This is a genomic window from Pseudomonas fortuita (assembly GCF_026898135.2).
In the GTDB taxonomy this organism is placed as follows: domain Bacteria; phylum Pseudomonadota; class Gammaproteobacteria; order Pseudomonadales; family Pseudomonadaceae; genus Aquipseudomonas; species Aquipseudomonas fortuita.
In genome coordinates this window covers 3,755,430-3,780,060 of record NZ_CP114035.2, presented here as the reverse complement: position 1 = coordinate 3,780,060, position 24,631 = coordinate 3,755,430, and the positions used below count along the sequence as shown (strand labels likewise).

General features: G+C 63.6%; 19 protein-coding genes. 15 read left to right on the top strand and 4 right to left on the bottom strand.

Annotated features, from left to right (window positions below; translation table 11 throughout):
* Positions 1-10 precede the first annotated feature (10 nt).
* The 3 genes from OZ911_RS17150 to OZ911_RS17140 are packed head-to-tail and all read left to right on the top strand — an operon-like array spanning position 11 to position 2,741.
* On the top strand, positions 11-1,258 hold the full coding sequence (locus OZ911_RS17150) for an ABC transporter permease subunit (protein WP_023047821.1): 1,248 nt from the start codon (positions 11-13) through the stop codon (positions 1,256-1,258).
* The gene (locus tag OZ911_RS17145) at positions 1,255-2,028 is read left to right on the top strand and encodes an ABC transporter ATP-binding protein (protein WP_016487588.1); all 774 of its coding nucleotides are present in this window, start codon (positions 1,255-1,257) and stop codon (positions 2,026-2,028) included. The genes OZ911_RS17150 and OZ911_RS17145 overlap by 4 nt, the downstream gene beginning before the upstream one ends.
* Entirely contained in the window at positions 2,025-2,741 is a 717-nt protein-coding gene (locus OZ911_RS17140; protein WP_016487587.1) for an ABC transporter ATP-binding protein, read from the top strand. The genes OZ911_RS17145 and OZ911_RS17140 overlap by 4 nt, the downstream gene beginning before the upstream one ends.
* Before the next feature lie 234 nt (positions 2,742-2,975).
* Here OZ911_RS17140 and mrdA read toward each other — a convergent pair whose 3' ends face one another.
* The gene (mrdA, locus tag OZ911_RS17135; RefSeq protein ID WP_023047820.1) at positions 2,976-4,871 is read right to left on the bottom strand and encodes a penicillin-binding protein 2; all 1,896 of its coding nucleotides are present in this window, start codon (positions 4,869-4,871) and stop codon (positions 2,976-2,978) included.
* A 572-nt stretch (positions 4,872-5,443) separates the two neighbouring features.
* On the opposite strand from mrdA, the gene OZ911_RS17130 reads away from it, so the two are divergent.
* From OZ911_RS17130 to OZ911_RS17120, 3 genes are all read left to right on the top strand, one after another.
* The gene (locus OZ911_RS17130) at positions 5,444-6,784 is read left to right on the top strand and encodes an MFS transporter (protein WP_070086982.1); all 1,341 of its coding nucleotides are present in this window, start codon (positions 5,444-5,446) and stop codon (positions 6,782-6,784) included.
* 102 nt (positions 6,785-6,886) lie between these two features.
* Entirely contained in the window at positions 6,887-8,140 is a 1,254-nt protein-coding gene (locus tag OZ911_RS17125) for an OprD family porin (protein ID WP_023047819.1), read from the top strand.
* A gap of 340 nt (positions 8,141-8,480) precedes the next feature.
* The gene (locus OZ911_RS17120) at positions 8,481-9,194 is read left to right on the top strand and encodes a GntR family transcriptional regulator (protein ID WP_016487583.1); all 714 of its coding nucleotides are present in this window, start codon (positions 8,481-8,483) and stop codon (positions 9,192-9,194) included.
* A gap of 7 nt (positions 9,195-9,201) precedes the next feature.
* On the opposite strand, the gene OZ911_RS17115 is transcribed toward OZ911_RS17120, so the two are convergent.
* Positions 9,202-10,152: a PDR/VanB family oxidoreductase gene (locus OZ911_RS17115; protein WP_016487582.1), complete on the bottom strand. Its 951-nt coding sequence runs from the start codon at positions 10,150-10,152 to the stop codon at positions 9,202-9,204.
* A gap of 10 nt (positions 10,153-10,162) precedes the next feature.
* Positions 10,163-11,230 (bottom strand): Rieske 2Fe-2S domain-containing protein, encoded by a 1,068-nt coding sequence (locus tag OZ911_RS17110; RefSeq protein WP_023048817.1) that lies wholly within the window; start codon positions 11,228-11,230, stop codon positions 10,163-10,165.
* Between the two features lie 1,016 nt (positions 11,231-12,246).
* On the opposite strand from OZ911_RS17110, the gene OZ911_RS17105 reads away from it, so the two are divergent.
* Genes OZ911_RS17105 through OZ911_RS17095 form a run of 3 tightly spaced genes read left to right on the top strand, consistent with a single transcriptional unit; the run spans position 12,247 to position 16,410 of the window.
* The gene (locus OZ911_RS17105) at positions 12,247-12,912 is read left to right on the top strand and encodes an ABC transporter ATP-binding protein (RefSeq protein ID WP_060517345.1); all 666 of its coding nucleotides are present in this window, start codon (positions 12,247-12,249) and stop codon (positions 12,910-12,912) included.
* A complete protein-coding gene (locus tag OZ911_RS17100) occupies positions 12,912-15,365 on the top strand; it encodes an ABC transporter permease (protein WP_268968698.1) in 2,454 nt (817 codons plus the stop codon). Before OZ911_RS17105 ends, OZ911_RS17100 begins: the two co-directional genes overlap by 1 nt.
* On the top strand, positions 15,355-16,410 hold the full coding sequence (locus OZ911_RS17095; RefSeq protein ID WP_016487577.1) for a lipocalin-like domain-containing protein: 1,056 nt from the start codon (positions 15,355-15,357) through the stop codon (positions 16,408-16,410). Before OZ911_RS17100 ends, OZ911_RS17095 begins: the two co-directional genes overlap by 11 nt.
* 165 nt (positions 16,411-16,575) lie before the next feature.
* On the opposite strand, the gene OZ911_RS17090 is transcribed toward OZ911_RS17095, so the two are convergent.
* A complete protein-coding gene (locus OZ911_RS17090) occupies positions 16,576-17,322 on the bottom strand; it encodes an enoyl-CoA hydratase-related protein (protein WP_023048260.1) in 747 nt (248 codons plus the stop codon).
* A gap of 102 nt (positions 17,323-17,424) precedes the next feature.
* On the opposite strand from OZ911_RS17090, the gene OZ911_RS17085 reads away from it, so the two are divergent.
* The 6 genes from OZ911_RS17085 (at position 17,425) to OZ911_RS17060 (ending at position 24,631) form a co-directional block, all read left to right on the top strand.
* A complete protein-coding gene (locus OZ911_RS17085; protein WP_016487575.1) occupies positions 17,425-18,069 on the top strand; it encodes a TetR family transcriptional regulator C-terminal domain-containing protein in 645 nt (214 codons plus the stop codon).
* Between the two features lie 74 nt (positions 18,070-18,143).
* A complete protein-coding gene (locus tag OZ911_RS17080) occupies positions 18,144-18,860 on the top strand; it encodes a response regulator (protein ID WP_016487574.1) in 717 nt (238 codons plus the stop codon).
* Complete coding sequence (locus tag OZ911_RS17075; protein ID WP_016487573.1) at positions 18,857-19,642, top strand: substrate-binding periplasmic protein; 786 nt, start codon at positions 18,857-18,859, stop codon at positions 19,640-19,642. The genes OZ911_RS17080 and OZ911_RS17075 overlap by 4 nt, the downstream gene beginning before the upstream one ends.
* Positions 19,639-21,891 (top strand): hybrid sensor histidine kinase/response regulator, encoded by a 2,253-nt coding sequence (locus OZ911_RS17070; protein WP_023048261.1) that lies wholly within the window; start codon positions 19,639-19,641, stop codon positions 21,889-21,891. The genes OZ911_RS17075 and OZ911_RS17070 overlap by 4 nt, the downstream gene beginning before the upstream one ends.
* A 196-nt stretch (positions 21,892-22,087) precedes the next feature.
* Positions 22,088-23,494 (top strand): amino acid permease, encoded by a 1,407-nt coding sequence (locus OZ911_RS17065; protein ID WP_023048262.1) that lies wholly within the window; start codon positions 22,088-22,090, stop codon positions 23,492-23,494.
* 342 nt (positions 23,495-23,836) lie between these two features.
* Positions 23,837-24,631, top strand: a complete 795-nt coding sequence (locus OZ911_RS17060; protein ID WP_070086532.1) for an enoyl-CoA hydratase/isomerase family protein — start codon at positions 23,837-23,839, stop codon at positions 24,629-24,631.

Here is a 24,631-nt window from a genome sequence, read left to right as displayed (position 1 = left end):
GGAGGCAGTCATGAAAAACCTCAAGACCCAGTACCTGTTGTTGATTCTCGGCTTCATCGCCTTGCCGTTCCTGGTCGAGGCCATTCCCATGCTGGGCGCTACCTGGGTGCGCATTCTTGGCTTTGCCATGCTCTACGTGCTGCTGGCGTTGGGACTGAACATTGTCATCGGTTATGCCGGCCTGCTCGACATGGGCTACATCGGCTTCTACGCCATTGGTGCCTACCTGTATGCACTGCTGGCTTCGCCCCACCTGCAAATGGCCGGCCTGCTTGAGGCTGTGCTGGACTGGCCGGTGTGGGTGATCATCCCGTTGGCTGCCGTGGCTGCGGCCATTTGCGGGGTGCTGATCGGTGCGCCGGTACTCAAGTTGCGCGGCGATTACCTGGCCATCGTCACCCTGGGCTTCGGCGAGATCATTCGCATCTTCATGAACAACCTGGACCAGCCGGTGAACCTCACCAACGGTCCCCAGGGCATCAGCAACATTGCCCCGCTGCACGTCGACTTCGGGGCATGGGCGCACGCGCCAGGTGCCGGGGCAACGCCGGTGCTGTCGCTGCAGCAAAGCTGGAGCCTGTTCGGCCTGCCCGTGTCGCCGGTGATCAGCTACTACCTGTTCTTCCTGTTCGTCGTCATCCTCTGCATCGTGCTGTCCAAGCGCCTGGAAGTGTCGCGTATCGGCCGCGCCTGGATGGCCCTGCGCGAAGACGAAGTGGCGGCCGAGGCCATGGGCCTGAACAAGCGCAACCTCAAGCTGCTGGCCTTTGCCATGGGGGCGACCTTTGGCGGGGTGTCCGGTGTGCTGTTCTCCAGCTACCAGGGTTTCGTCAGCCCCGAATCGTTCACCCTGATGGAGTCGATCATGGTCCTGGCCATGGTGGTGCTCGGCGGCATGGGCTCGATCCGGGGCGTGGTGCTGGGGGCGCTGATCCTGTCGGTGATGCCCGAACTGTTCCGCGACCTGGTCAACTGGGTCCAGCCGTGGGTGATGGACAACGTCACCTTCATCAGTCGCGATATCCTGCGCAACGTGCTGGATGCCTCAACCCTGCGCATGCTGGTATTCGGCCTGGCGCTGATCCTGGTGATGCGTTTTCGCCCCGAAGGACTCTGGCCGTCCAGTCGCCGCCGTGCCGAACTGCACGATGACGACCCTGAAGCCGAGCCGGCGCCTGCGGTGCTCAGCACTGCAATCAATGGACCGGCCAGCGAAGCCTCCTTCGAACTCCCGATCAAACAGGCGGACAAGGCATGAGCGATTTCCTTCTCGAGCTGCATCAGGTGAGCAAGTTCTTCGGTGGCCTGCAGGCCCTGCATGGCATTGACCTGAGCATCCGTCGCGGCGAGATCCGCGGCCTGCTGGGCCCCAATGGCGCCGGCAAGACCACGCTGTTCAACGTGCTCACTGGGCTGTATCGGGCCGAGCAGGGCAGGGTGATGTTCGACGGCAAGCCACTGCGCATCAGCAAACCGCACAAGGTGGTGGAGGCAGGCATCTCCCGCACCTTCCAGAACATCCGCCTGTTCCACAACATGACCGCCCTGGAAAACGTGATGATCGGCCGCCACGTACGCACCCGCAGTGGTGTGTTCGGCGCAATTCTGCGTACCCCGGCCTGTGTGCGTGAAGAGCGGGAAATCCGCCAGGCCGCGCGTTACTGGCTGAACTACGTCGGCATCGGCCACTTGGCCGGTGAACTGGCCAAGAGCCTGTCCTACGGCGACCAGCGCCGCCTGGAAATCGCTCGGGCGCTGGCCACCGAGCCAAAGCTGATTGCGCTCGACGAACCGGCGGCGGGGATGAACGCTTCGGAAACCGAAGGCTTGCGCCAGCTGATGTGCAAGATGAAGGCGGATGGCAAGACAGTGTTGTTGATCGAGCACGACGTGAAGCTGGTGATGGGCCTTTGCGACCACATCACCGTACTGGAATTCGGCCGCAAGATCGCCGACGGCCTGCCGGCCGACGTGCGCAAGGATCCACGCGTGATCGAGGCCTACCTGGGTGCAGAGGCAGTGGCATGAAAAACATCCTGCAAGTGAGTGACCTGAAGGTCAGCTACGGGGCTATCCAGGCCATCAAGGGCATCGACCTGACGGTGGGCGAGGGTGAGATGGTGGCGCTGATCGGCGCCAATGGCGCCGGCAAGACCACCACCCTGAAAACCTTGGCCGGCTTGCTGAAGCCCAGCGCCGGCAGCATCACCTTCGATGGCAAGGCGCACGCGGCGATCAAGGGCCATGACCTGATCCGCGAGGGGCTGGCGCTGGTGCCGGAAGGGCGGGGCATTTTCCCCAAGCTGACGGTGCACGAAAACCTCGAGATGGGGGCCTTCAGTCGGCGCGACGGCAAGGACGCCATCGGTGCTGACATCGAACGCATGTACGGTATCTTTCCGCGTTTGAAAGAACGTGCCTTTCAGCTGGCCGGCACCATGTCGGGTGGCGAGCAGCAGATGCTGGCCATTTCACGGGCACTGATGGGGCGGCCCAAGCTATTGTTGCTGGACGAGCCCTCCATGGGGTTGGCGCCGATCATCGTGCAGAAGATTTTCGAAACCATCGTCGAAGTGGTCAAGGGCGGGGTAACGCTACTGCTGGTGGAGCAGAACGCCCGCCTGGCGCTGCAGACCTGTCAGCGCGCCTACGTGATCGATGGCGGCCGTATCAGCCTGGAAGGCTGTGCCAAGACCTTGTTGCATGACGACCAGGTGAAGAAGGCCTACCTGGGCGAATGATCCAATCACAATGACAAGAGGATTTGCCCTGGGGTTGAGTGTTTGTCTTGCTGGCCTCTTCGCGGGCACGCCCGCTCCCACAGGAATCTCACAGGCCTCAGGATCTGTGCAGTACTTGTGGGCGCGGGCGTGCCCGCGAAGAGGCTAGTAGGCCCATGGCCGATTTCCTCCCAGGCAGGTTCCCCGAGCCCAGCACCGCACCGCAGCCATTGGGCGCGAAGCAGCCCCGAATTCTCAGATGTGTGGCACGTTACGGCCACTTGCACCGCCCGCATACTCAGGCTTCAGGTGCCCTTGCTCATCCAGCAGGTAAGCATCCATCACCTCGCGCACCACCGGCCCCGCCACCCGGCCCCCAGCCTCACCGTTCTCGATCATCACCGCCACCACCACACTCGGGTGGTCGGCCGGTGCAAAGCCGACAAACAGGGCGTTGTCGCGGTGGCGCTCCAGGGTCTTGTTGCGGTTGTAACGCTCACCCTGCTTGATCGCCACCACCTGCGCGGTACCACTCTTGCCGGCGATCCGGTATTGCGCGCCCGCCGCAGCGGCGCGGGCAATACCGCGCGGGTCGTGCATGACCATCTGCATGCCCTGGCTGACCTGGTCCCAGGCATGCTTGTCGTGCAGCACGATGTTGGGCATCGGGTTGGGGTCCACCGGCGCATCGCCACCCACGGTCATGGCCAGGTGCGGGCGATGCCACACGCCCTTGCTCGCCAGCAGGCTGGTGGCCTGGGCCAGCTGCAGCGGGGTGACCTGCATGTAACCTTGACCAATGCCAAGAATCAGCGTTTCGCCCGGGAACCAGGCCTGGCGCCGGCTGGCACGCTTCCACTGGGCCGACGGCATCAGCCCGGAGGCCTCTTCGAACATGTCCAGCGACACCTTCTGGCCCAGGCCGAATTCGGCCATGTAGTCATGCAGGCGGTCGATGCCCAGCTTGTGCGCCAGGTCGTAGAAATAGGTGTCGTTGGACCGCATGATGGCGGTGTACATGTCCACCCAGCCGTCGCCGCTGCGGTTCCAGTTGCGGTACTTGTGGTCATAGTTGGGCAGCTCGTAATAGCCCGGGTCGAACACCCGGCTGCCTGGGGTGATCACGCCGCTGTCGAGGCCGGCGATGGCCACTTCCGGTTTCACCGTCGAGCCTGGGGCATACAGGCCGCGCAGCACACGGTTGAACAGCGGTCGGTCGATGGAATCGCGCAGTTCGGCGTACTGCTTGAAGCTGATGCCCTTGACGAACAGGTTGGGGTCGAAGCTGGGGTTGCTGACCATTGCCAGCACGTCGCCATTGGCCGGGTCCAGTACCACCACCGAGCCACGGCGGTCGCCCAAGGCCTTTTCTGCGGCCACCTGCAAGTGGGCGTCCAGGGTCAGGACGATGTCTTGTCCCGGGGTCGGGGCCTTGTGGTTGAGCACGCGCATCACCCGGCCCTGGGCGTTGGTCTCGACCTCCTCGTAGCCCACATGCCCGTGCAGCTGGCTTTCGTAGAAGTGTTCGATACCGGTCTTGCCGATTGACTGGGTGCCACGGTACTCGGTGCTGTCGAGAACCTTGGCCTCTTTCTCGTTGATGCGCCCCACATAACCCACCGAGTGGGCGAAATGTTCGGCCAAGGGGTATTCGCGGATGAACTGTGGCTCTACTTCCAGGCCCGGCAGGCGGAACTGGTTCACCGCCACCAGGGCGATCTGCTCTTCGCTCAGGCCTACCATCAGGGTTACCGGTTCGAACGGCTTGCGGCCACGGCGCAGGTCTTTGTCGAACTGCTTGCGGTCGTCTTCGGTCAGGCCTAGCACCTGGGTGAGGGTGTCGAGCACCTTGGCCGAGTCGCCGCCGGCCCGCTCGCGGGTCATGGTCAGGTCGAAGCTGGGTTTGTTGTCGGCCAGCACCACGCCGTTGCGGTCGTAGATCAGCCCGCGTTCGGGGGCGATGGGCAGCACGTGCACACGGTTGTTTTCCGACACGGCGGTCTGCTGGTCGTGCTGCAGCACCTGCAAGACATACAGCCGCCCCACCAGCACGGCGACCAGGCTGAAGACCAGGATGGCGCAGGCCAGGAGCCGGCGATTGACCAGGTGCTTTTCCTTTTCGTGGTCCTTGAGGGGGATGGGTTGTGGCATCAGTAGCTCTTGTCTGCAGGTATCGCGGTGGCTGTACGGGCGCGCGATCGGGCCGGGGATGCTACGCAACACCCACCGCGCCCTCAAGGCGAGTGGCGACTGACGGTGGGCGGTTAATGTCTGCCCACCCCGGAATCAGGGCGCTGGCGGGGAACATGAAGATTTGTTCATCGCTGCTGCCTCTTGAGCGCTCAGGCATGGATTTGGGCTTCTTTTATGGATCCACAAAATTGTAGCGTTCGATAAACGAACAAAATTTTTATCCAGCATTAAATCTGTAAATGCCTGATTAATATAGATAAACACAATTTTGTTTGATGATTTTATCTTTTTCATGAACGGTTTAACTGGGGGGACTAAGCCATGCTCATTGTTTGTGGATCCATTATCTGGTTGATTGAGCGCCTGACAGCGGCAGGAGCCCTCCTGCCGTATGCGATAACAATTACAAAAAGGGTCCAAGTCATGAATGGCTTCTCACGGCCACGGAACCGTCATGGTTCCTACCGCTTCGCCTGCGTCTGCACATCTGTCCTCTCACTTGTGGCCAACCCAGGCCGGCAGGTGACCCTATGAATGCCGATCTCAAGCAACGGCTGGACAACGACCCGATGGGCCGCTTTCAGTACCTGGCCATCGGTATTTGTATCCTCCTCAACATGATCGATGGCTTCGACGTCCTGGTGATGGCCTTCACCGCTGCCTCGGTGTCCGCCGAATGGGGTCTTAACGGGGCGCAGGTGGGGCTGCTGCTCAGTGCCGGCCTGTTCGGCATGGCGGCCGGTTCGTTGTTCATCGCGCCTTGGGCCGACCGCTTTGGCCGCCGCCCGCTGATCCTGCTGTGCCTGGCGCTTTCCGGTATTGGCATGTTGCTCTCGGCAATGAGCCAGAGCCCGTTGCAACTGGCGCTGCTGCGTGGCCTGACCGGGCTGGGCATTGGCGGCATCCTGGCCAGCAGCAATGTGATTGCCAGTGAGTACGCCAGCAAACGCTGGCGCGGCCTGGCGGTGAGCCTGCAGTCAACCGGCTACGCCCTGGGCGCGACGCTGGGCGGTTTGCTGGCGGTATGGCTGCTGGGGCATTGGGGTTGGCGCTCGGTGTTTTTGTTTGGCGGCATTGTCACCGTGCTGGTAATCCCGCTGGTGCTGTTGTGGCTGCCGGAGTCGCTGGATTTTCTGCTGGCGCGTCGACCGGCCAATGCGCTGGCACGGGTCAACCGCCTGGCCATGCGCCTTGGCCAGCCGGCGCTGGCACACCTGCCAACACCCGTAGCAAGGGAGCCGGGCGCCGCCCGCGGCTTCCGGCAACTGCTGGCGCCGTCCATGCGCCGCACCACGCTGGTGATCTGGTTACTGTTCTTCCTGGTCATGTTCGGGTTCTACTTCGTCATGAGCTGGACGCCGAAACTGCTGGTCGCCGCCGGCCTGTCGGCACAGCAGGGCATCACCGGCGGGGTGCTGTTGAGTGTCGGCGGCATCCTCGGCGCGGCGCTGATCGGTGGCCTGGCGTCGCGCTGGCCACTCACCCGCGTGCTGGCGCTGTTCATGCTGATCACGGCGGCGTTGCTGGTGCTATTTGTGGTCAATGGCGCGTCGGTCAGTGCAGCCTTGGCCTTGGGGCTGCTGATCGGGCTGTTCTCCAATGGCTGCGTAGCCGGCCTGTATGCCCTGTCGCCGGTGGTCTATGACGCCTCTGTGCGCGCTACCGGCGTGGGTTGGGGCATCGGCATCGGCCGCATGGGCGCCATCTTGTCGCCGACCGTGGCCGGCGTGTTGCTCGATGGCGGCTGGCAGCCACTGCACCTGTACGGGGTGTTTGCCAGCGTATTCGTGCTTGCCGCGGGTTGCCTGCTGTTGCTGCGCCCAATGACCAAGCCGGCGCCTGCGCAGCCGGCAGATGCACTGAGCCACTGAGCGCAACCCGGCCTGGCCGGGTACCTGAATGCAGCGTGCTGCCCTGGGCCAAGTTGGCCTGGGGCGTTCGGCTGCGCCTATTGAAAGCGGAGAACAATAATAATGATGCACACAACCTGCACCCTGGCCCGTTCGGCCTCGGTGGTTTCGCTGGCGCTTGGCCTGGGTATGCCGGCTTGGGCCGAGGAGGGGGGCTTTTTTGAAGATGCCAAGGCCGGGCTGACACTGCGCAACTACTACTTCAACCGCGATTTCCGCGACCCAGGAGCGGCCAAGAGCAACGTCGAAGAATGGGCCCAGGGCTTCATCTTCAAGTTCAGCTCTGGCTACACCCCGGGGCTGATCGGTGTTGGCCTGGACGGCATCGCAATGTTCGGCATGAAGCTGGACAGTGGCCGCGGTACCAGCGGCTCCGAACTGCTGCCAGTGCACGATGACGGGCGTGCGGCCGACGAGTATGGCCGCGCCGGGCTGGCGGCCAAGCTGCGTATTTCATCGACCGAGCTGAAGGTGGGTGAGTTGCTGCCGGATATTCCGCTGCTGCGCTACGACGATGGCCGCCTGCTGCCGCAGACCTTCCGTGGCGCCATGCTCGACTCGCGGGAAATCGAAGGCCTGAGCCTGCAAGCCGGCCAGTACCGCGAGGTCAGCCTGCGCAACTCGTCCGATATGCAGGACCTTTCTGCCTGGGCCGCCCCCGGGGTTACCTCGGACGGCTTCAACTACGCCGGCACAGAATACCGCTTCAACCAGCAGCGTACGCTGATTGGCGCCTGGCATTCGCAGCTGGAGGATATCTACCAGCAAAGCTACTTCAACCTGCTGCATAGCCAGCGAGTGGGCGAGTGGACGCTGGGGGCCAACCTGGGTTACTTCATCGACCGGGATGACGGCCAGGCGCGCATTGGCGATATCAAGAGCCGCACTGGTTACGCTCTGCTGTCAGCTTCGCACAGTGGCCACACGCTGTACCTGGGGTTGCAGAAAGTCAGTGGCGACAGCCAGTGGATGTCGGTGTACGGCAGCAGCGGCCGCACCTTGGGTAACGACATGTTCAACGGCAACTTCAGTAACGCCGACGAGCGCTCGTGGCAAGTGCGCTACGACTACAACTTTGCCGCGCTGGGTGTGCCGGGACTGTTGGCCATGGTGCGTTACGGGCATGGCGAAAATGCCACCACGGCGGCGGGCAGCAATGGCAAGGAGTGGGAGCGTGATACCGAGGTGAACTACACGTTCCAGAGCGGAGCGCTGAAGAACCTCAATATCCGTCTGAACAACGCTACCAACCGGCGCAGCTTCAACAGCGATTTCGACCAGACGCGACTGATCGTCAGCTACCCGCTGACGCTGTAAGCGGCAATATGCCCAGTGAGCACGCTCCTTGTATCGCGCAGGGTTCAGGCTTATGCAGTACCTGTGGGGGCAACTGTCTTGCACCACACCTGAAAGCTGGCGCGAAAACTGTGGGGGCCATTGTGTTGCTCAATATCCGGAATCTAGCGCGGTATCTGTGGGAGCGGGCTTGTCCCGCGAACACCGGCAAAGCCGGTGCCAGGTACCGCGTTGCCTGCTTCGCGGGTGAACCCACACGCACACACCTGTCTCGAGCTTTGTGTGGTGCGCTCCGAACAGGCCTGCAGCATCCCCTCGGCTTGCGCTAAGATGCCCGCTCATGTCCCTGGAAGTAGCCTGGATGAGCAAACCCGGTCAAATGGTGCTGGTTGCGCTGCGCAAGATGATCGCCTCGGGCGAGCTGGCGGCCGGCGAGCGCTTGATGGAAGTCCCCACTGCCGAACTGTTCGGCGTCTCCCGCATGCCGGTGCGCATGGCGTTTCGTACCCTCGAGCAGGAAGGCCTGCTGGTGCGTTTTGGCGGCCGGGGTTTTCAGGTGCGCTCGGTCAGCGCCGATGACATCGCAGGTGCGGTGGAGGTCCGCGGCGTGCTGGAGGGGTTGGCCGCTCGCCAGGCTGCAGAGCGTGGCTTGTCGGCGCAAGCGCGCGCGGCGCTGCAACAGTGCCTGGTCGAGGGCGATCAGTTGTTCGACAAGGGCTTCGTCACCGAAGAGGACCTGCAGGCCTATCACGACCTGAACATGCGCTTTCACCAGGTGATCATCGAAGCCAGCCACAACCCGGCCATCGCCGATGCCCTGGCACGCAACGACCACCTGCCGTTCGCCTCGGTCACCGCACTGGCCGTGGACCGCCATGACCTGGCCCGCGAGTACCGGCGCTTCAACTTCGCCCATATGCAGCACCACGCGGTGTTCGACGCCCTGACCAACCGTCAGGGTGCCCGCGCCGAAGCGATCATGCGCGAGCACGCCAATGCCACTTTGCGCTACGCCGAGACCTTTGGCGGCGCAACGGCGGACGCGAGCATGAAAGTCATCCTGCCCTTGTCGTAAAACTGGTTCAGATATCCAGCACCAGCAGCGGCGACTTCGAGCGCGAGCAGCAGGGCGTGAACTGATCGTTCAGCGCCTGCTCCTCTTCGGTGAGGAACATGTCGCGATGGTCCGGCGTGCCTTGCAGCACCCGCGTCAGGCAGGTGCCGCAAATACCCTGCTCGCATGACATGGCGATCTCGATACCGTGCTGTTCCAGCACCTGCACCACGGTCTGGTCGGCTGGCACCTCGAACACTTGCCCCGTGCTGCTCACCTGCACCGAAAAACTACCGTCGTTGCTGGCATCCACGGGCGCTGCGGCAAAGTACTCGCGGTGCAGGTTGGCCTCCTGCCAGCCCAGCCCCTTGGCGCTGGCCAGCACATGCTGCATGAACCCGCCGGGCCCGCATACATACAGGTGCACATCGTCTTGCGGGTTGCCCAGCACCTGAGCGATATCCAGTGCGGTTTCCGGTTGCTCGTCAAAGTGCACGACCAGGCGATCAGCGAATGGCGCGTTGCGAATGCGCTCGACAAAGGCCGCACGCTCGCTGGAGCGGGCGCAGTAGTGCAGCTCGAACGGGTGGCCGCTGTGGGACAACTGCTCAGCCATGCACAGGATCGGGGTAATGCCGATGCCACCGGCAAACAAAAGGCTGCGCCGCGCACCCTCGGCCAGCGGGAACAGGTTGCGCGGCGCGCTGATGCGCAGCCGGGCGCCGGCCTGCACCTGCTCATGCAAGCTGCGTGAGCCGCCCCGCGAAGCCGGGTCGTTGAGGACGCCAATCAGATAACGGTGGCGTTCTTCGGGGTGGTTGCACAGCGAATACTGGCGCACGAGCCCATCAGGCAAATGCACGTCGATATGCGCGCCGGCGCTGAACGCCGGCAGCAGGCTGCCATCCGCCGCCGCCAACTCGAAACTGCAGATACCCTGCGCTTCATCGTTACGGGATACCACTACGGCATCGATCATGTCGGCTTCCTCAGGCAGGGGTGGCGCTGGTGGCGATCAGTTGCGGCTGCGGCGCACGTTCTTTGGCGATAATCCGCTCCAGCACCTTGCGCGACTGCACGCCGCCAGCATCGATGTTCAGCTTCAGCAGGTTGCGCTCGGGGTGGGCCAGCAGGTTCTGTTGCTGGCGCTCGAGCATCTCCAGGTCTTCGCTGAAAATCTTGCCCTGGCCCTCACGAATGTTGTCGGTCAGGGTCTGGTCGTGCGCGGCGAAGTTGCGCGCCATGCCCCAGAAGTACCAGATTGAGGTATCGGTTTCCGGGGTGATGAAATCGACCACGATGCTCGACGCCTTGTGCTGCGCTTCGGCGTGGTAGCCACCCTTGCCGGCATGGGCTACGCCCACTTCGATCAGCACATGGCTGGGCGGGGTGAAGCGGCAGATCTGCCAGCGATCCACCGGCACATCGTCGGCCAGGCCGTTGCCACGCAGGGCCATGCGCCAGAAGGGCGGGGCCATGATGTTTTCCATATGCCGGGCGGTGACCACCTCGTCTCCTGTGACGGTGGTGACTGGCGGGGCCTCGTCGATTTCCTTCTGGCCGATGCTGGAGGCATGCACATAGGTTTCGTGGGTGAGGTCCATCAGATTGTCGATCATCAGCCGGTAGTCGCAACCGATGTGGAACAGCCCGCCGCCGTAAGCCCACTCATCATTCACCGCCCATTCCAGATGCGGGATCAGCGCCGGGTCGGCCTGCGCCTGGTCGCCGGGCCAGACCCAGATAAAGCCGTAGCGCTCGACGGCCGCAAAGGTCTTGTTGCAAGGGAAGCCACGCACCCGCTGGCCCGGCATCGACACAGTCTTGCCGTCGCAGCCCATGACCAGGCCGTGGTAGCCGCACACCAGGTTGCCGTCCTCGACATAGCCCAGCGACAACGGCGCGCCGCGGTGGGGGCAGAAGTCCTCGACAGCGGCCACTTGGTTCTCCTTGGCGCGGTAGAACACGATCTTTTCGCCGCAGATCTGTCGACCCAGGGGCTTGGTGGCTATCTCGTCGGGGGTGCAGGCGACGTACCAGGTGTTTTTGGGGTACATGGAAGGCTCTCCAGGGTTTTGTTTTTATTTAATGGATCCATTAGAGCTCTGGCATGAGAAGCAGGTCAACACCTTATGCGTATATTTCGCTGGTCATGTGCGGTTATCGAACGATCAGTGGATCCATTAATGCCAGTCCCTTAGGGCGCTCTCGGTAGCAGATGGGGCGGTTTCAGCGGCAGGTCTTGAAGGCAGGTGGGCGTGTGCCTTGGCCAAGAGCCAAGGGCTGACGCACCCTCTGGAGGAGCAGGCTTGCCCGCTAACACGGGCGACCCCCGTGTCATTTGGTTGCGAGTTATGTAGATGACACAAGTGATCTAAGCATTATTCGATATCTTGTAAGCTAAAGGATCTGCTTAAGATCAGATGATTTCTACGTGATAGGTCTCGTTGCGCTTAGTTGCAATGCACGCCCTTGGCAGGGCCATCAAGCGGCTTATGAATAGAGTGCTCGCAAATATAATAGGTGTGAAAAAATTGAGGCTCATTCAATACAACATGGGGTGTTGAAGTGGATGTGCTGATGGGTTTGGTGGCAGCCTTATGTTGGAAGGTTACGGTAGCGACTTCCCGCTCTATCGGCACGCAGCACGTCGGCGACAGGGAAAAACAGGCTGTGGCGACGTGTCTCACGAGAGGGCGGACGCTGCTCAAGGTCATCACCCTGCAAAGGGGTACAACAACTCAAGCAGTTGGAAATAGTTGTACTGTTGGGCGCCCGTCAAAACAATGACGACAGTTTTTGCTCCAGGCCATTGATTTAATTTCAAGAAGTTAATGTTTATAAAGCCAGGAATAATCTTTAGGAAGTCTCGTTTTTGCTTGTTGGTGATTGTTCATTTTGACTGTTGGTTGCACCGATAAGCGTGGCGTCGCTAGCTATTTTGAGCTGTTGATTTATGCGCCAATTACCAAGACAACCGGTTATTCGCCCTGAAAAATTCAGACACGTGTTCGGCTGAAACTCCCCGAACCTGCTATTCCTGAAAGGACCCCCAAATCACCAAGGCCCGTCGATGCTCGCCATCGAACAGCTCCACAAATCATTCCTCACCCCCCAAGGCCCGCTCCCTGTTCTGCAGGGTGTGGACCTGCGCCTGGCACGCGGCAGCAGCCTGGCGCTGATGGGCGAGTCGGGCAGCGGCAAGAGCACGTTGCTGCACCTGATTGCCGGCCTGGACCGTGCCGACAGCGGCCGTATCCTGATCGATGACGTCCCGCTCGACGGCCGTTCGGAGGCGTCGCTGGCGCAGTGGAGACGGCAGGGGATTGGGCTGGTGTTCCAGCAATACAACCTGATCAGCAGCCTGGACGTGGCGGCGAACCTGGCCTTTCAGGCCAGGCTGGCGGGCAGGCATGACCCACAATGGGTGGCTTACCTGGCAGAGCAGTTGGGCTTGGCAGGTTTGCTGGCGCGCTACCCAGAGCAGTTGTCCGGTGGCCAGCAGCAACGGGTCGCCATCGGCCGCGCGCTGGCTGGGCGCCCGGCCTGGCTTTTGGCTGACGAACCCACCGGCAGCCTTGACGAAGCCAGCAGCGATGAGGTGCTGAGCCTGTTGCTGGAACTGGTCGCAGAGGCCGGCAGCGGTGTGTTGATGGTGACCCACAGCCCCCGGCTGGCGGCACGCTTGCAGCGGCGTTGCCAGCTGCAGGCCGGCCGCGTTCAGCCAGAGTTGGGATGATGAGGCTTTTGTCGCTGGCCCTGTTGGCGTTGTTCAGCCATTGGCGGCGCCATCGTGTGCAGTTTTTCAGCATCTTCACCGGGCTGTGGCTGGCCACGGCGCTGTGGACGGGCGTGCAGGCGCTGAACAGCCAGGCACGCAGCGATTACGCCCGGGCCAGTGCCGTGCTGGCCGGGCCGCTGCAGGCGCAGCTAGTGCCGCGCAACGGTGAGCGCTTCGACCAAGGGCTTTACGTGCAATTGCGCAAGCAGGGTTGGCCCGTAATGCCCGTGCTGGAAGGGCGCTTGCGTTTGCCTGGGGAGCCCGCGCGCAGCGTGCGCCTGCTGGGCATCGACCCTTTGAGCCTGCCGCCAGCCAGCAGCATTGCCGGTGTCCAGCCGCAAGCATTCGATGTGCAGGCGTTCATCGGCACGCCCGGGCAAGCGTGGGCCGGGCCAGAGACCTTGCGGCAACTGGGCGCAGAGCGTGGGGCAGCGGTGCGCGACAGCGAAGGGCAACTGTTGCCACCCATGGTCCTGCAGCCTGCATTGGCGCCCGGCGTGATCGTGGTCGATATCGGCCATGCCCAGCGGTTGCTGCACGCGCCTGGGCAGTTGTCGCGATTGCTGGTGGCCGGCAAGCCAGGGCCGCTGCCTGCTGATATTGCGGTTTACCTCGAACTGCAACCGCAACAGGACGACGGCGGGTTGCAGCGGCTGACTGAGAGCTTTCACCTCAACCTGACTGCTCTCGGCCTGCTGGCGTTCGTCGTAGGCCTGTTTATCGCCCATGCCGCAATCGGTCTGGCGCTAGAACAGCGGCGTGGATTGATCCGCAATCTGCGCGCCTGTGGCGTCAGCTTGAACACCCTGCTGTGCGCCTTGATGCTGGAGCTGGGACTGTTCGCCGTCCTGGGCGGGCTGGCCGGCGTGGCCAGCGGGTATGTGCTGGCGGCGTGGTTATTGCCCGATGTGGCAGCCAGTTTGCGCGGCCTGTACGGCGCCCAGGTTGCCGGTTCCCTGAGCCTGCCCGCGTGGTGGTGGCTGGTGGGGGTGCTTGTGAGCGTGCTGGGGGCATTGCTGGCAGGGCTGGGCAGCGTGTTGCGTGCTGCCCGGTTGCCATTACTGGCGTTGGCGCAGCCTCAGGCCTGGCGGCTGGCGCAGGGGCCATGGTTGAGGCGCCAGGCTTGCATAGCGTGCGTTCTGTTGCTGCTGGCCTTGGGCTGCGGCCTGCTGGGTAACCGCCTGGCCAGCGCGTTTGCCATGCTGGCTGGGTTGTTGCTGGCGGCGGCGCTGTTGTTGCCGGCCTTGCTCGACCGGGCTCTGGCCTTGCTGACGCCGTATTGCCGGCGACCTTTGGCGCAATGGTTCGTCGCCGATAGCCGCCAGCAACTGCCGGCACTGAGTTTGGCGCTGATGGCACTGTTGCTCGCGTTGGCTGCCAGTGTCGGCGTGGGCAGCATGACCGAAGGCTTTCGCAAGACTTTTGTCGGCTGGCTGGACCTGCGCCTGTCTGCCGACCTGTACGTCAGCCCTCGGGATACCGCCCAAGGTCTGGAAATTGCGCAATGGCTAGGGCAGCAATCGGCAGCCAGTGTGGTGCTGCCCGGCTGGCGTGTAGAAACGCAGTTGCAGGGCTGGCCAGTGCAGCTTCAGGGCATCGTCGATCACCCGGTCTACCTCAAGCGTTGGCCGTTGCTGCAGCAGCAGCCTCACGCCTGGGAAACGTTGGCCGGCGGGCATGCGGTAATGCTCAGCGAACAGCTGGCCAGGCGCCTGAAGCTGCAACTGGGCGATCGCCTGGCGCTGCCTTCAGAGGCCATGACGGTGGTGGGGATCTATGCCGATTACGGTAACCCCAAGGGGCACGTACTGGTCAATGCCAGCTGGTTGCGCAGGCAATGGCCGCAGGCAACGCTGACCGGGTTGAGCGTTGATCTGCCCGCTGAACAATTGCCCGTCATCAAGGCAGCGTTGCAGCAGCACTTCGCCTTGGACGACAGCCGCGTGGTGGAGCAGGCAAGCCTGAAACGCTGGTCCACCGAAGTGTTCAACCGCACCTTCGCCGCCACCGCCGCGCTCAACAGCCTCACGCTTGGCGTGGCCGGCGTGGCGCTGTTCATCAACTTGCTGACGTTGGGCCAGACGCGGCTGAGCCAGCTGGCCCCCCTGTGGGCACTGGGTGTGCAGCGCAGGCAACTGGTGTGGCTGAGCTTGGGGCAGACCCTGATGCTGAGCAGTTTCACGGTAATGCTGGCAATCCCGTTGGGGGTGTTGCTGGCCTGGGGCCTGGTGGCGGTGGTCAACGTGCAGGCGTTCGGCTGGCGCCTGCCGCTTTATGTTTTCCCCGTGCAGTTGCTGCAACTGGCCGCGCTGGGTTTGTTCACCAGCCTGTTGGCCAGCGCCTGGCCGCTGTGGCAACTGGCGCGCCGCCATCCCCGCGAATTGTTGAGGCCGTTTGCCGATGAAGCGTAACACCTTGCTGTTGCTATGCGGCCTGCTATGCGCTTGTGACCCGCCGGCGCCACAAAGCTATGCCGGGCTGGGGCAGCAGGCGGACGGTTTCAGCCAGGTGGCCCGCGCGCATCGCCTGGAATTCCCGCGTGACCATGGCGCACACGATGGCTTTCGCATCGAATGGTGGTACGTCACCGCCAACCTCAAGGACGCCCAGGGGCGTGACTGGGGCGCCCAGTGGACCCTGTTCCGCTCGGCCCTGCGCCCCGGCCCTGAAACCACCGACTGGAACAGCCCCAACCTGTGGATGGGGCACGCGGCCCTGACCGGGCCGGGTGGTCACCAGTCTGGCGAAACCCTGGCGCGTGGCGGTATCGGCCAGGCTGGTGTGCAGGCCCAGCCGTTCCGGGCGTGGATCAATGATTGGTCATTGCAGGGCAGGGGGGGTATCGAAAGCCTGCACATGGTTGCCGGTGGCGAAGGCTTTCGCTACGACTTGCGTTTGCGCAGTGATCGGCCCCTGGTGCTGCATGGCGATCAGGGTTACAGCGAGAAATCCGGCAAAGGGCAGGCCTCGTACTATTACAGCCAGCCGTTTTACCGGGTGCGCGGGGAAGTGGAACGTGAAGGCATGTGCATCGCGGTCACCGGCCAGGCCTGGCTCGACCGGGAGTGGAGCAGCCAGCCGCTGGCGGCCGGGCAAACGGGGTGGGACTGGTTTTCCCTGCACCTGGACAATGGTGCCAGGCTGATGGTGTTCCAGGTGCGTCAGGCTGAGGGCGATGCCTACCGCGCCGGCACGTGGGTTGGCCCGCACGGTGAAGTGGTCGCGCTGCTGGGCGCGCAGGTTCAGTTGCAGGCCTTGGCCTGGGCCGAGCAGAAGAATGGCAAGCAGGTACCGACGCACTGGCGGGTGCAGGTGCCGGCGCAGGGGGTGGATGTGCAGGTCGAGGCGGTGGAACCACGGGCCTGGATGGATACGCGGTTCCCTTACTGGGAAGGACCGGTGCGGTTGAGCGGGAGTGCGGGTGGGCGCGGGTATCTGGAGATGACAGGCTACTAGTGCAACACATTCCCGCGATCATGCACCCACCCTGTGGGAGCGGCCTTGCGTCGCGAAAGGGCCGCACAGCGGCCCCGGCAATTCTGCGGCGAGGCGCAAATCCCGGGGGCGCTGCGCACCCCTTTCGCGACGCAAGGCCGCTCCCACAAGGGACGCGTCATCGTTTCAGTCTTTGATCAGCCGCCGTAACACGGCGCGTGCTTCGTCGCTGCGCAAGCACTCGATGAACAACTGGCTTTCACGCGCCACCGTGGCCTCCAGCTCCGCCCGCTGGCTGTCCTTGATCAGCCGCTTGCTGATGCGCAATGCCGCCTGCGGGTAACTTTGCAGCTGCCGCGCCAGCTTGCGCGCTGCGGCCAGGCACTGTTCGCCATCTTCATGCAGCTCATTGGCCAGCCCCCAGGCCACTGCCTGTTCGCCATCCAGCAACGCGTTACCCAGCAGCAGGCCGGCGGCGCGGGCCTGGCCAAGCAAGCGGGGCAGTAGCAGGCTGGAGCCAAACTCTGGGCACACCCCCAACGGTGCGAAAGGCATGCGCAACTTGGTCGAGCGGCTGACCAGCACCTGGTCGCAATGCAACAGCAAGGTGGCGCCGATGCCGATTGCTGCGCCACTGACTGCCGCGATCAGCGGCTTGTCCAGGCCCATGACCACCCGCATCAGGCGGAACACCGGGCTGTCCAGGTCAGTGGGCGGGTTGTCGAGAAAGTCGCGCAGGTCGTTGCCAGCCGTGAAACAGTGCGGCCCTCCGGTGAGGATGATGACATCCACAGCAGGGTCTTCACCCGCCGCCAGCAACAAGTCGCCCAGTTGCTGGTACATGGCGGTGTTCAGGGCATTTAGCTTGTCGGGGCGGTTGAAGGCCAGGGTCAGCAGGCCTTGGTCCAGCTCGCGTGTGATCAGGTCGTTCATGGCAGCCGTTTTTGTTGTTGTGGGCGGGAGTGCCAAGGGTTTATCACGCAGTCCGGCTTGTTGTACAGTCGTTCAGCCCCGCACTGGAACCGAGAACTGCCGATGAGCCAGGAAGCCCGCTACCACCGTATGCTGCCGGAATTACGCAAGGCCAACCTGGTCGAAGCGACCTTGGTGTGCCTCAAGCGCCATGGTTTCCAGGGGGCTTCGATCCGCAAGATCTCGGCCGAGGCCGGTGTCTCGGTGGGGCTGATCAGCCACCACTACGCCGGCAAGGATGAACTGGTGGCCGAAGCCTACCTGGCCGTCACCGGCCGGGTGATGGGGCTGCTGCGTGACGCCATGGCGCAGGCTGCGCCCAATGCCCGCGAGCGGTTGTCGGCGTTTTTCCGCGCCTCGTTCTGTGCAGAGTTGCTCGACCCGCAACTGCTCGACGCCTGGCTGGCCTTCTGGGGCGCGGTGAAGACAGCCGACGCGATCAACCAGGTGCATGACCATTCCTATGGCGAGTACCGCAAGGAACTGAGCCGGTTGCTGGCCGAGCTGGCCACGCAGGAGGGCTGGCAGGGCTTCGATGCCGATCTCGCGGCCATCAGCCTCAGTGCCCTGCTCGATGGCCTGTGGCTGGAGTCAGGGCTTAACCCCGGCACCTTCACCCCCGAGCAAGGCGTGATTATCTGCGAAGCCTGGGTCGATGGCCTGCAGGCCGGCGGCCGGCGGCGCTTCAGCCTGCCCGAGGGCTGTTGATCGTCCGTTCAGTAACGAGTACGCTGCTGGCGCGAGTGTGTAGAACAACACCAATAAAAAAGAGACAACACGCAATGACGCCTCGGGTATTGATCGTCGATGACGATCCGCTTATTCGTGACTTGCTGCAGGCCTATCTGTCCCAGGAAGGCTATGACGTGCACTGCGCCGATACGGCGGAAAAGGCCGAAGCCTGGCTCGGCAGCCAGGACGTCGACCTGGTGTTGCTGGATATCCGCCTGCCTGGCAAGGACGGCCTCACCCTGACCCGCGAACTGCGCGTGCGCTCGGAGGTGGGCATCATCCTCATTACCGGCCGTAACGACGACATCGACCGCATTGTCGGGCTGGAATGTGGTGCTGATGACTACGTGATCAAACCGCTCAACCCCCGTGAGCTGGTATCGCGCGCCAAAAACCTGATCCGCCGCGTGCGCCATGCCCGCGAAGCGCAACCGGCACCGGCCTGCGCGCAGTCGCTGAAGCAGTTTGCCGACTGGGCGCTGGACACCGACCGCCGTCGCCTGATCGATCCACGCGGGGGGCAAACCCTGCTCACCCACGGTGAGTTCCAGTTGCTCAGCGTGTTCCTGCGTAACAGCGGCCATACCCTGAGCCGCGACCAGTTGATGGACCAGATTCGCAACCGCGAGTGGGTGCCCAACGACCGCTCCATCGATGTGCTGGTCGGCCGCCTGCGGCGCAAGCTGCACGATGACCCGGCCGAGCCGCAACTGATCATCACCATTCACGGTACCGGCTACCTGTTCACTGCCAGCGTGGCCGCATGATCCACCGCGCCCGCCGTGCCTGGGGGATGGTGCTGGCGTTGCTCGCCGTGCCGGCCGGCGCAGCACAGACGGTGCGCTACTGCGATTACCCGGTGTACCCGCCGATGTCCTGGAGCGACGGCCACCAGGTGCGTGGCCTGGCGCCAACCGTGGTGCGCGAACTGTTCGCCCGCATGGGCTACCCAGTGCAGACCGTGGTGCTGGGCAACTGGAAGCGTTGCCTGATGGACGCCGCCGCCGGGCGTGTGGACGTGGTACTGGCCTACAACAGCGATCAGCGGGACCAGCGCATGCGCTTTTCCACGGAGCCGGTGGTACGCGAAGAAGTCGCGGTATTCTACAACCGCCTGCGGCCGGTCAGTTTCCAGCGCCTGGAAGACCTGGCCGGCTACCGTGGCGGCCTGTTGTACGGCGAAAGCTACGGCGCCGAATTCGACCGCTTCGTCGCCCGGCACCAGAACATCGAACGGGTGTCTTCCAGCCAGCAGAACTTTGGCAAGCTGATGCGCGGGCGCATCGACTACGTCATCCAGGAGCGGCGCACTGGCCAGCTGTTTATCGAGCACCTGCCCGGGGCGCAGGACATCCGCGTATTGCCCCGGGCACTGAGCGTGGACTACCTGCGCGTTGCCGTGTCCAGGCAATCACCCCTCAGCCAGCACATGGACGAAATCGACGCGCAGCTGCGGCGCATGAACCAGGCTGGCGAAATCGCGCGCTGGCTGGAGCAGAGCGAAGTCACCTACCGCGACATGATCAACCTGCCGGCAGATGCCCGATGATACGCCTGCACACCGATGGCCTGCTGCGCCGTCTGTTGCGGTTCATCCTGCTGTTCAGCCTGTGCTTCACCGTGCTGGCCAGTGGCGTGCAGCTGTACTTCGAATACCGCCGCGAAATGCGCGACATCGAGGCCCGCATGGCGTTGATCCGCGCCGGCTACCTGGCCAGCCTGGAACGCAGCCTGTGGGACCTGGACGAGGCGCAGCTGGACACACAACTGCGCGGCCTGGTGGATTTTTCCGACGTGGCCCGGGTGCGCCTGGTCAGCGACGATTTTCAACTGCTACGTGGGGAGGCTGAACCCAGAGGGCCGCTGCGCATCGAGCGCTTCCCCCTGGACTATCAGCCCCCCACCGGGCCGGCCAGGCACCTGGGCGAGCTGGAGGTCAGTATCGACCTGGGTGCGGTGCACCGTCGGCTGTACGCCACGGGCCTTGCCAGCCTGCTGTGGATGGGCGTGTTCCTGTGTGGCCTGGCGGTAGCGCTGTCGGGCCTGTTCTATCGCCTGGTTACCCGCCACCTGCAAGTGATGGCCGAGTTCGCCCGGCGTATTGGCGCCGGGCAGTGGCAGGAGCCGCTGCGGCTGGGGCGCCGCCGCTCGGCGCGGCCGGATGAAATTGACACCGTGGCCCATGCCCTGGACGACATGCGCCGCGCCATCCTCAGCGACATCGAGCGCCGCGAGCGCGACCGCCTGGCGTTGCAAGACAAGCGCGACGAACTGCAGGCCATGGTCGAACGACGTACAGCCAGCCTGGCCCGGGCCAAGGATGACGCTGAGGCCGCCAACCTGGCCAAGTCGCGCTTCCTGGCGACCATGAGCCACGAGCTGCGCACCCCGCTCAACGGCATTCTGGGCATGGCCGAGCTGCTACGCGGTGGCCGGCTGGAAGCAGCCGATCGCCAGCGCGTGGAGGCCCTGTACAAGGCCGGCGAGGGGCTGTTGGCGATTCTCAACGAAGTGCTGTATTTCGCCCGGCTAGAAGAAGGTGAGAGCCGCGCCGAACGGGTCGGCTTTTCGCTGCGCCAATTGTGCCAGGAGGTGCTGGCGCTGCTCGAACCCATGGCCGTGGACAACGGCGACACGCTGCACCTGGAGGTTGATGAGCAATTGGCCGTCTACCAGCACGGCGCCGAACAGTACCTGCGTCAGGTGCTCAGCAACCTGTTGGCCAATGCCATCAAATTCACCGAGCACGGCCAGGTGCGGCTCAAGGTGCAGGTGCTGGCCAGTGATGCGACCGCGCAGCGCCTGCGGCTGTCGGTCAGTGACAACGGCATCGGCATCGAGCCGGCCGTACAGGCGAAAATCTTCGACCGCTTTGTCCAGGCCAGCGAGGCCGTGGCCCGGCGCTACGGCGGCACGGGTCTGGGCCTGGCGATCTGCAAACACCTGGTGGAAAAGCTGGGAGGCTGTATTGGCCTGGACAGTGTGCAAGGGCAGGGCAGTTGCTTCTGGTTCGAACTCGACATCGCCCTTGGGCAGCCGGTTTCGCCCCTTGACGCCGCCCAGGGGGCCAGCGCCAGCCTGGATATCCTGGTGGTCGAGGACGTCGCGCTGAACCGGGACGTGGCCGGCGGCTTGCTGGTGCGTGATGGCCACCGGGTGAGCTTTGCCGAAGATGCCGGGCAGGCCCTGCAGGTGTGCACACAGCAGCGCTTCGACCTGATCCTGCTCGACGTTCACCTGCCCGGCATGAGCGGGGTGGAGCTGTGCCGGCAGCTTCGCGCCACCCCTGGGCCTAACCAACACAGCCGGATCGTGGCACTGACGGCGGGCGTTCAACCGGGGCAAGTGCCAGTTTACCTGGAGGCCGGCATGCAAGGTGTATTGGCCAAGCCACTGCGGCTGGCCAACCTGCGCCAGGCGCTGGCCGACGCAACGCCGACCGAAGAGGCCGGTAATGACGCGAACATGGACTGGTCGCTGCTGGCCACTCACCGCTCGCTGCTGGGCGCACAGAAGCTGCAGGGCCTGTTGAACGTGTTGCGCCAGTCCCTGGAGCAGCACGCCACGGCGTTGGCCGAGGCGCTGACGGCCCAGGACTTTACCGAAGTGCTGCACCTGGCCCATCGCCTCGCCGGCAGTTGCGACTCCCTGGGTTTTTCTGGCCTGGCTGCGCTGTTGCGACGAATGGAGGATGCAGCCCGCCAGCATGACGGGCAGGCGCTGAACGCCCTCGCCGAGCCATTGGCAAACCAGCTCGGCCAGGCCCGCGACACGCTGGAACGGTTGATCCAGAGCTGACGTACAAAAAACTTACGACTTTTTACATCTTCGATCCGTTCGTACAACGGCACCTTACATCCGTTTCCAATAATCCATGGCAACCGTGTTGCACGCGGTCCATGAGGCTTATTGGAGACAAGAATAATGACATGCCGTAGCGCTCAGCCCCTCCTTTGTACCGCCCCCCGTACCTGCCGCAATGGCGAGGTGCGCCATGACTGACAACCACGAAAAAATCCAGCTCACCCGCGCCCTGAAAAGCCGGCACATTTTCATGCTGTCGCTGGGCGGGGTAATCGGCACCGGCCTGTTCATGGGCTCGGGCGTGACCATCAACCAGGGCGGGCCGGTGGGCGCGATCCTGGCGTATCTGGTGGCGGGCTTGCTGATGTATCTGGTGATGGTGTGCCTGGGCGAACTGTCGGTGCAGATGCCGGTGTCCGGTTCTTTTCAGGCCCACGCCACCAAGTTCATCGGCCCGGCCACCGGCTTCATGATTGGCTGGGTGTACTGGATGAGCTGGGCCACCACTGTGGGCCTGGAGTTCACCGCCGCCGGCATGCTGATGACCCGTTGGTTCCCCGAGGTGCCGATCTGGTACTGGTCGGCATTGTTCGTGGTGGTGCTGTTCGGCCTCAACGCCTTGGCCACTCGCGCGTTTGGCGAGGCCGAGTACTGGTTCTCGGGCATCAAGGTGGCGACCATCCTTGGCTTCATCATCGTCGGCCTGCTGGTGATATTCGGCGCCATCCCGCTGAGCAGCGGGGCACCGGCGCCAATGCTGGACAACCTGGTGGGCGAGTCGCTGTTCCCCCACGGCCTGTCGGCGGTGTTCGCGGTGATGATGACCGTGGTCTATGCCTTCCAGGGCTGCGAAATCATGGGCGTGGCGGCCGGCGAGACCGAGCACCCGGAAAAAAGCATCCCGCGGGCGGTGCGCAACGTGGTGTTCCGCGTGCTGATTTTCTACGTGCTGGCGATTGCCGTGCTGTCGGCCATTGTGCCGTTCGAGCAGGCCGGCCTGATGGAAAGCCCGTTCGTGCAGGTATTCGACATGGTCGGCATCCCCTTTGCTGCCGACGTGATGAACTTCGTCATCCTTACCGCCATCCTGTCGGTGGGCAACTCTGGGCTGTATGCCTCTACGCGCATTCTCTGGGCGATGTCCAAGAGCGGCATGGCGCCGAAAAGCCTGGCACCGCTGAGCAAGCGCGGCGTACCGCTGCGGGCGCTGAGCATCACCCTGTGCTTTGCCCTGGTGTCGCTGATGACCAGCTTCATTGCCGCCGACACCCTGTTCATGGTGCTGATGGCGGTGAGCGGCATGTCTGGCACCGTGACCTGGATCGTGATCGCCCTCGCGCAGTACCGCTTCCGCAAGGCCTACCTGCGTGAAGGTGGGCAACTGCAGGACCTGAAGTACAAGGCGTCGCTGTACCCGCTGGTGCCGCTGCTGTGCATCACCCTGTGCAGCTCGCTGTTCGTGTTCCTGGCGCTGGATGAAACTCAGCGACCGTCGCTGTACTGGGGCTTTGGCTTCATTGCCCTGTGCTACGCGGCGTACTTCATCGTCAACCGCCGCCGGCAGGGCGCCTTCGAGCCCAGCGCGCCTGGCGTTTGATTCACGATTGCCGGGGCCGCTTTGCGGCCCATCGCGACACAAGGCCGCTCCCACAGGTACTACGCAGACTTGAACGCTGTGAAAGACCCTGTGGGAGCGGCCTTGTGTCGCGAAAGGGGCGCAAAGCGCCCCCGGCAATCCCACAGTTGTACAAAGTTGTAACAACCACCTCGGATTTAACCCTCACAAGTTTAAAAAAATCACTATTGAAACAATAGGTTAGGTTGCTTTCGAGTGATGTTGCAGGCCATTTTTCCGCCAATTGCCGCCTTGTTGAACACTCGTTTAGTATCTCCCTCATCAAGCCCTCCCAAAACCATCACAACAACACCGAGGCCCCCCATGACCATTCCGTCGTCGTCACTGTTGAGCAAGGTCGAAGCCGGCGTTGCCTGGATCACCCTCAACCGCCCAGAGCAGCGCAACGCGCTGGACATCCCCACCCTCAAGCAACTGCACGCCTTGCTCGACAGCCATAACGCCGACCCGGCCGTGCGCGTGGTGGTGCTCACTGGCAGCGGCCGCACCTTCTGCGCCGGTGCCGACCTGGCCGAATGGGCTGCCGCCGAAGCCGCAGGCACCCTGGAAAGCTACGGCTGGACCGAAACCGCCCACGCCCTGATGTTGCGCCTGCACAGCCTCGACAAACCCACCATCGCCGCCATCAACGGCACTGCCGTGGGCGGTGGCATGGACCTCAGCCTGTGCTGCGACCTGCGTGTCGCCGCCGCTTCTGCGCGTTTCAAGGCCGGCTACACCAGCATGGGCTACAGCCCCGATGCCGGCGCCAGCTGGCACCTGCCACGGTTGATCGGCAGCGAGCAGGCCAAGCGCTTGTTGTTCCTCGATGAACTGTGGGGCGCCGAGCGCGCCCTGGCGGCCGGGCTGGTCAGCGAAGTCTGCGCCGACGAGCAACTGCCCGCCGTGGCGGCCGAGCTGGCCGGGCGCCTGGCCAATGGCCCGACCTTCGCCTACGCGCAGACCAAGCAGCTGATCCGCGATGGCGCCCGGCGCACCCTGGCCGAGCAGCTGGAAGCCGAGCGCCAGGCGGGCCTGCTGTGTGGCCGCAGCCAGGATGGCGCCGAGGCGCTGCAAGCCTCGGTAGAACGCCGCGCCCCCCGTTTTATCGGCCAGTAA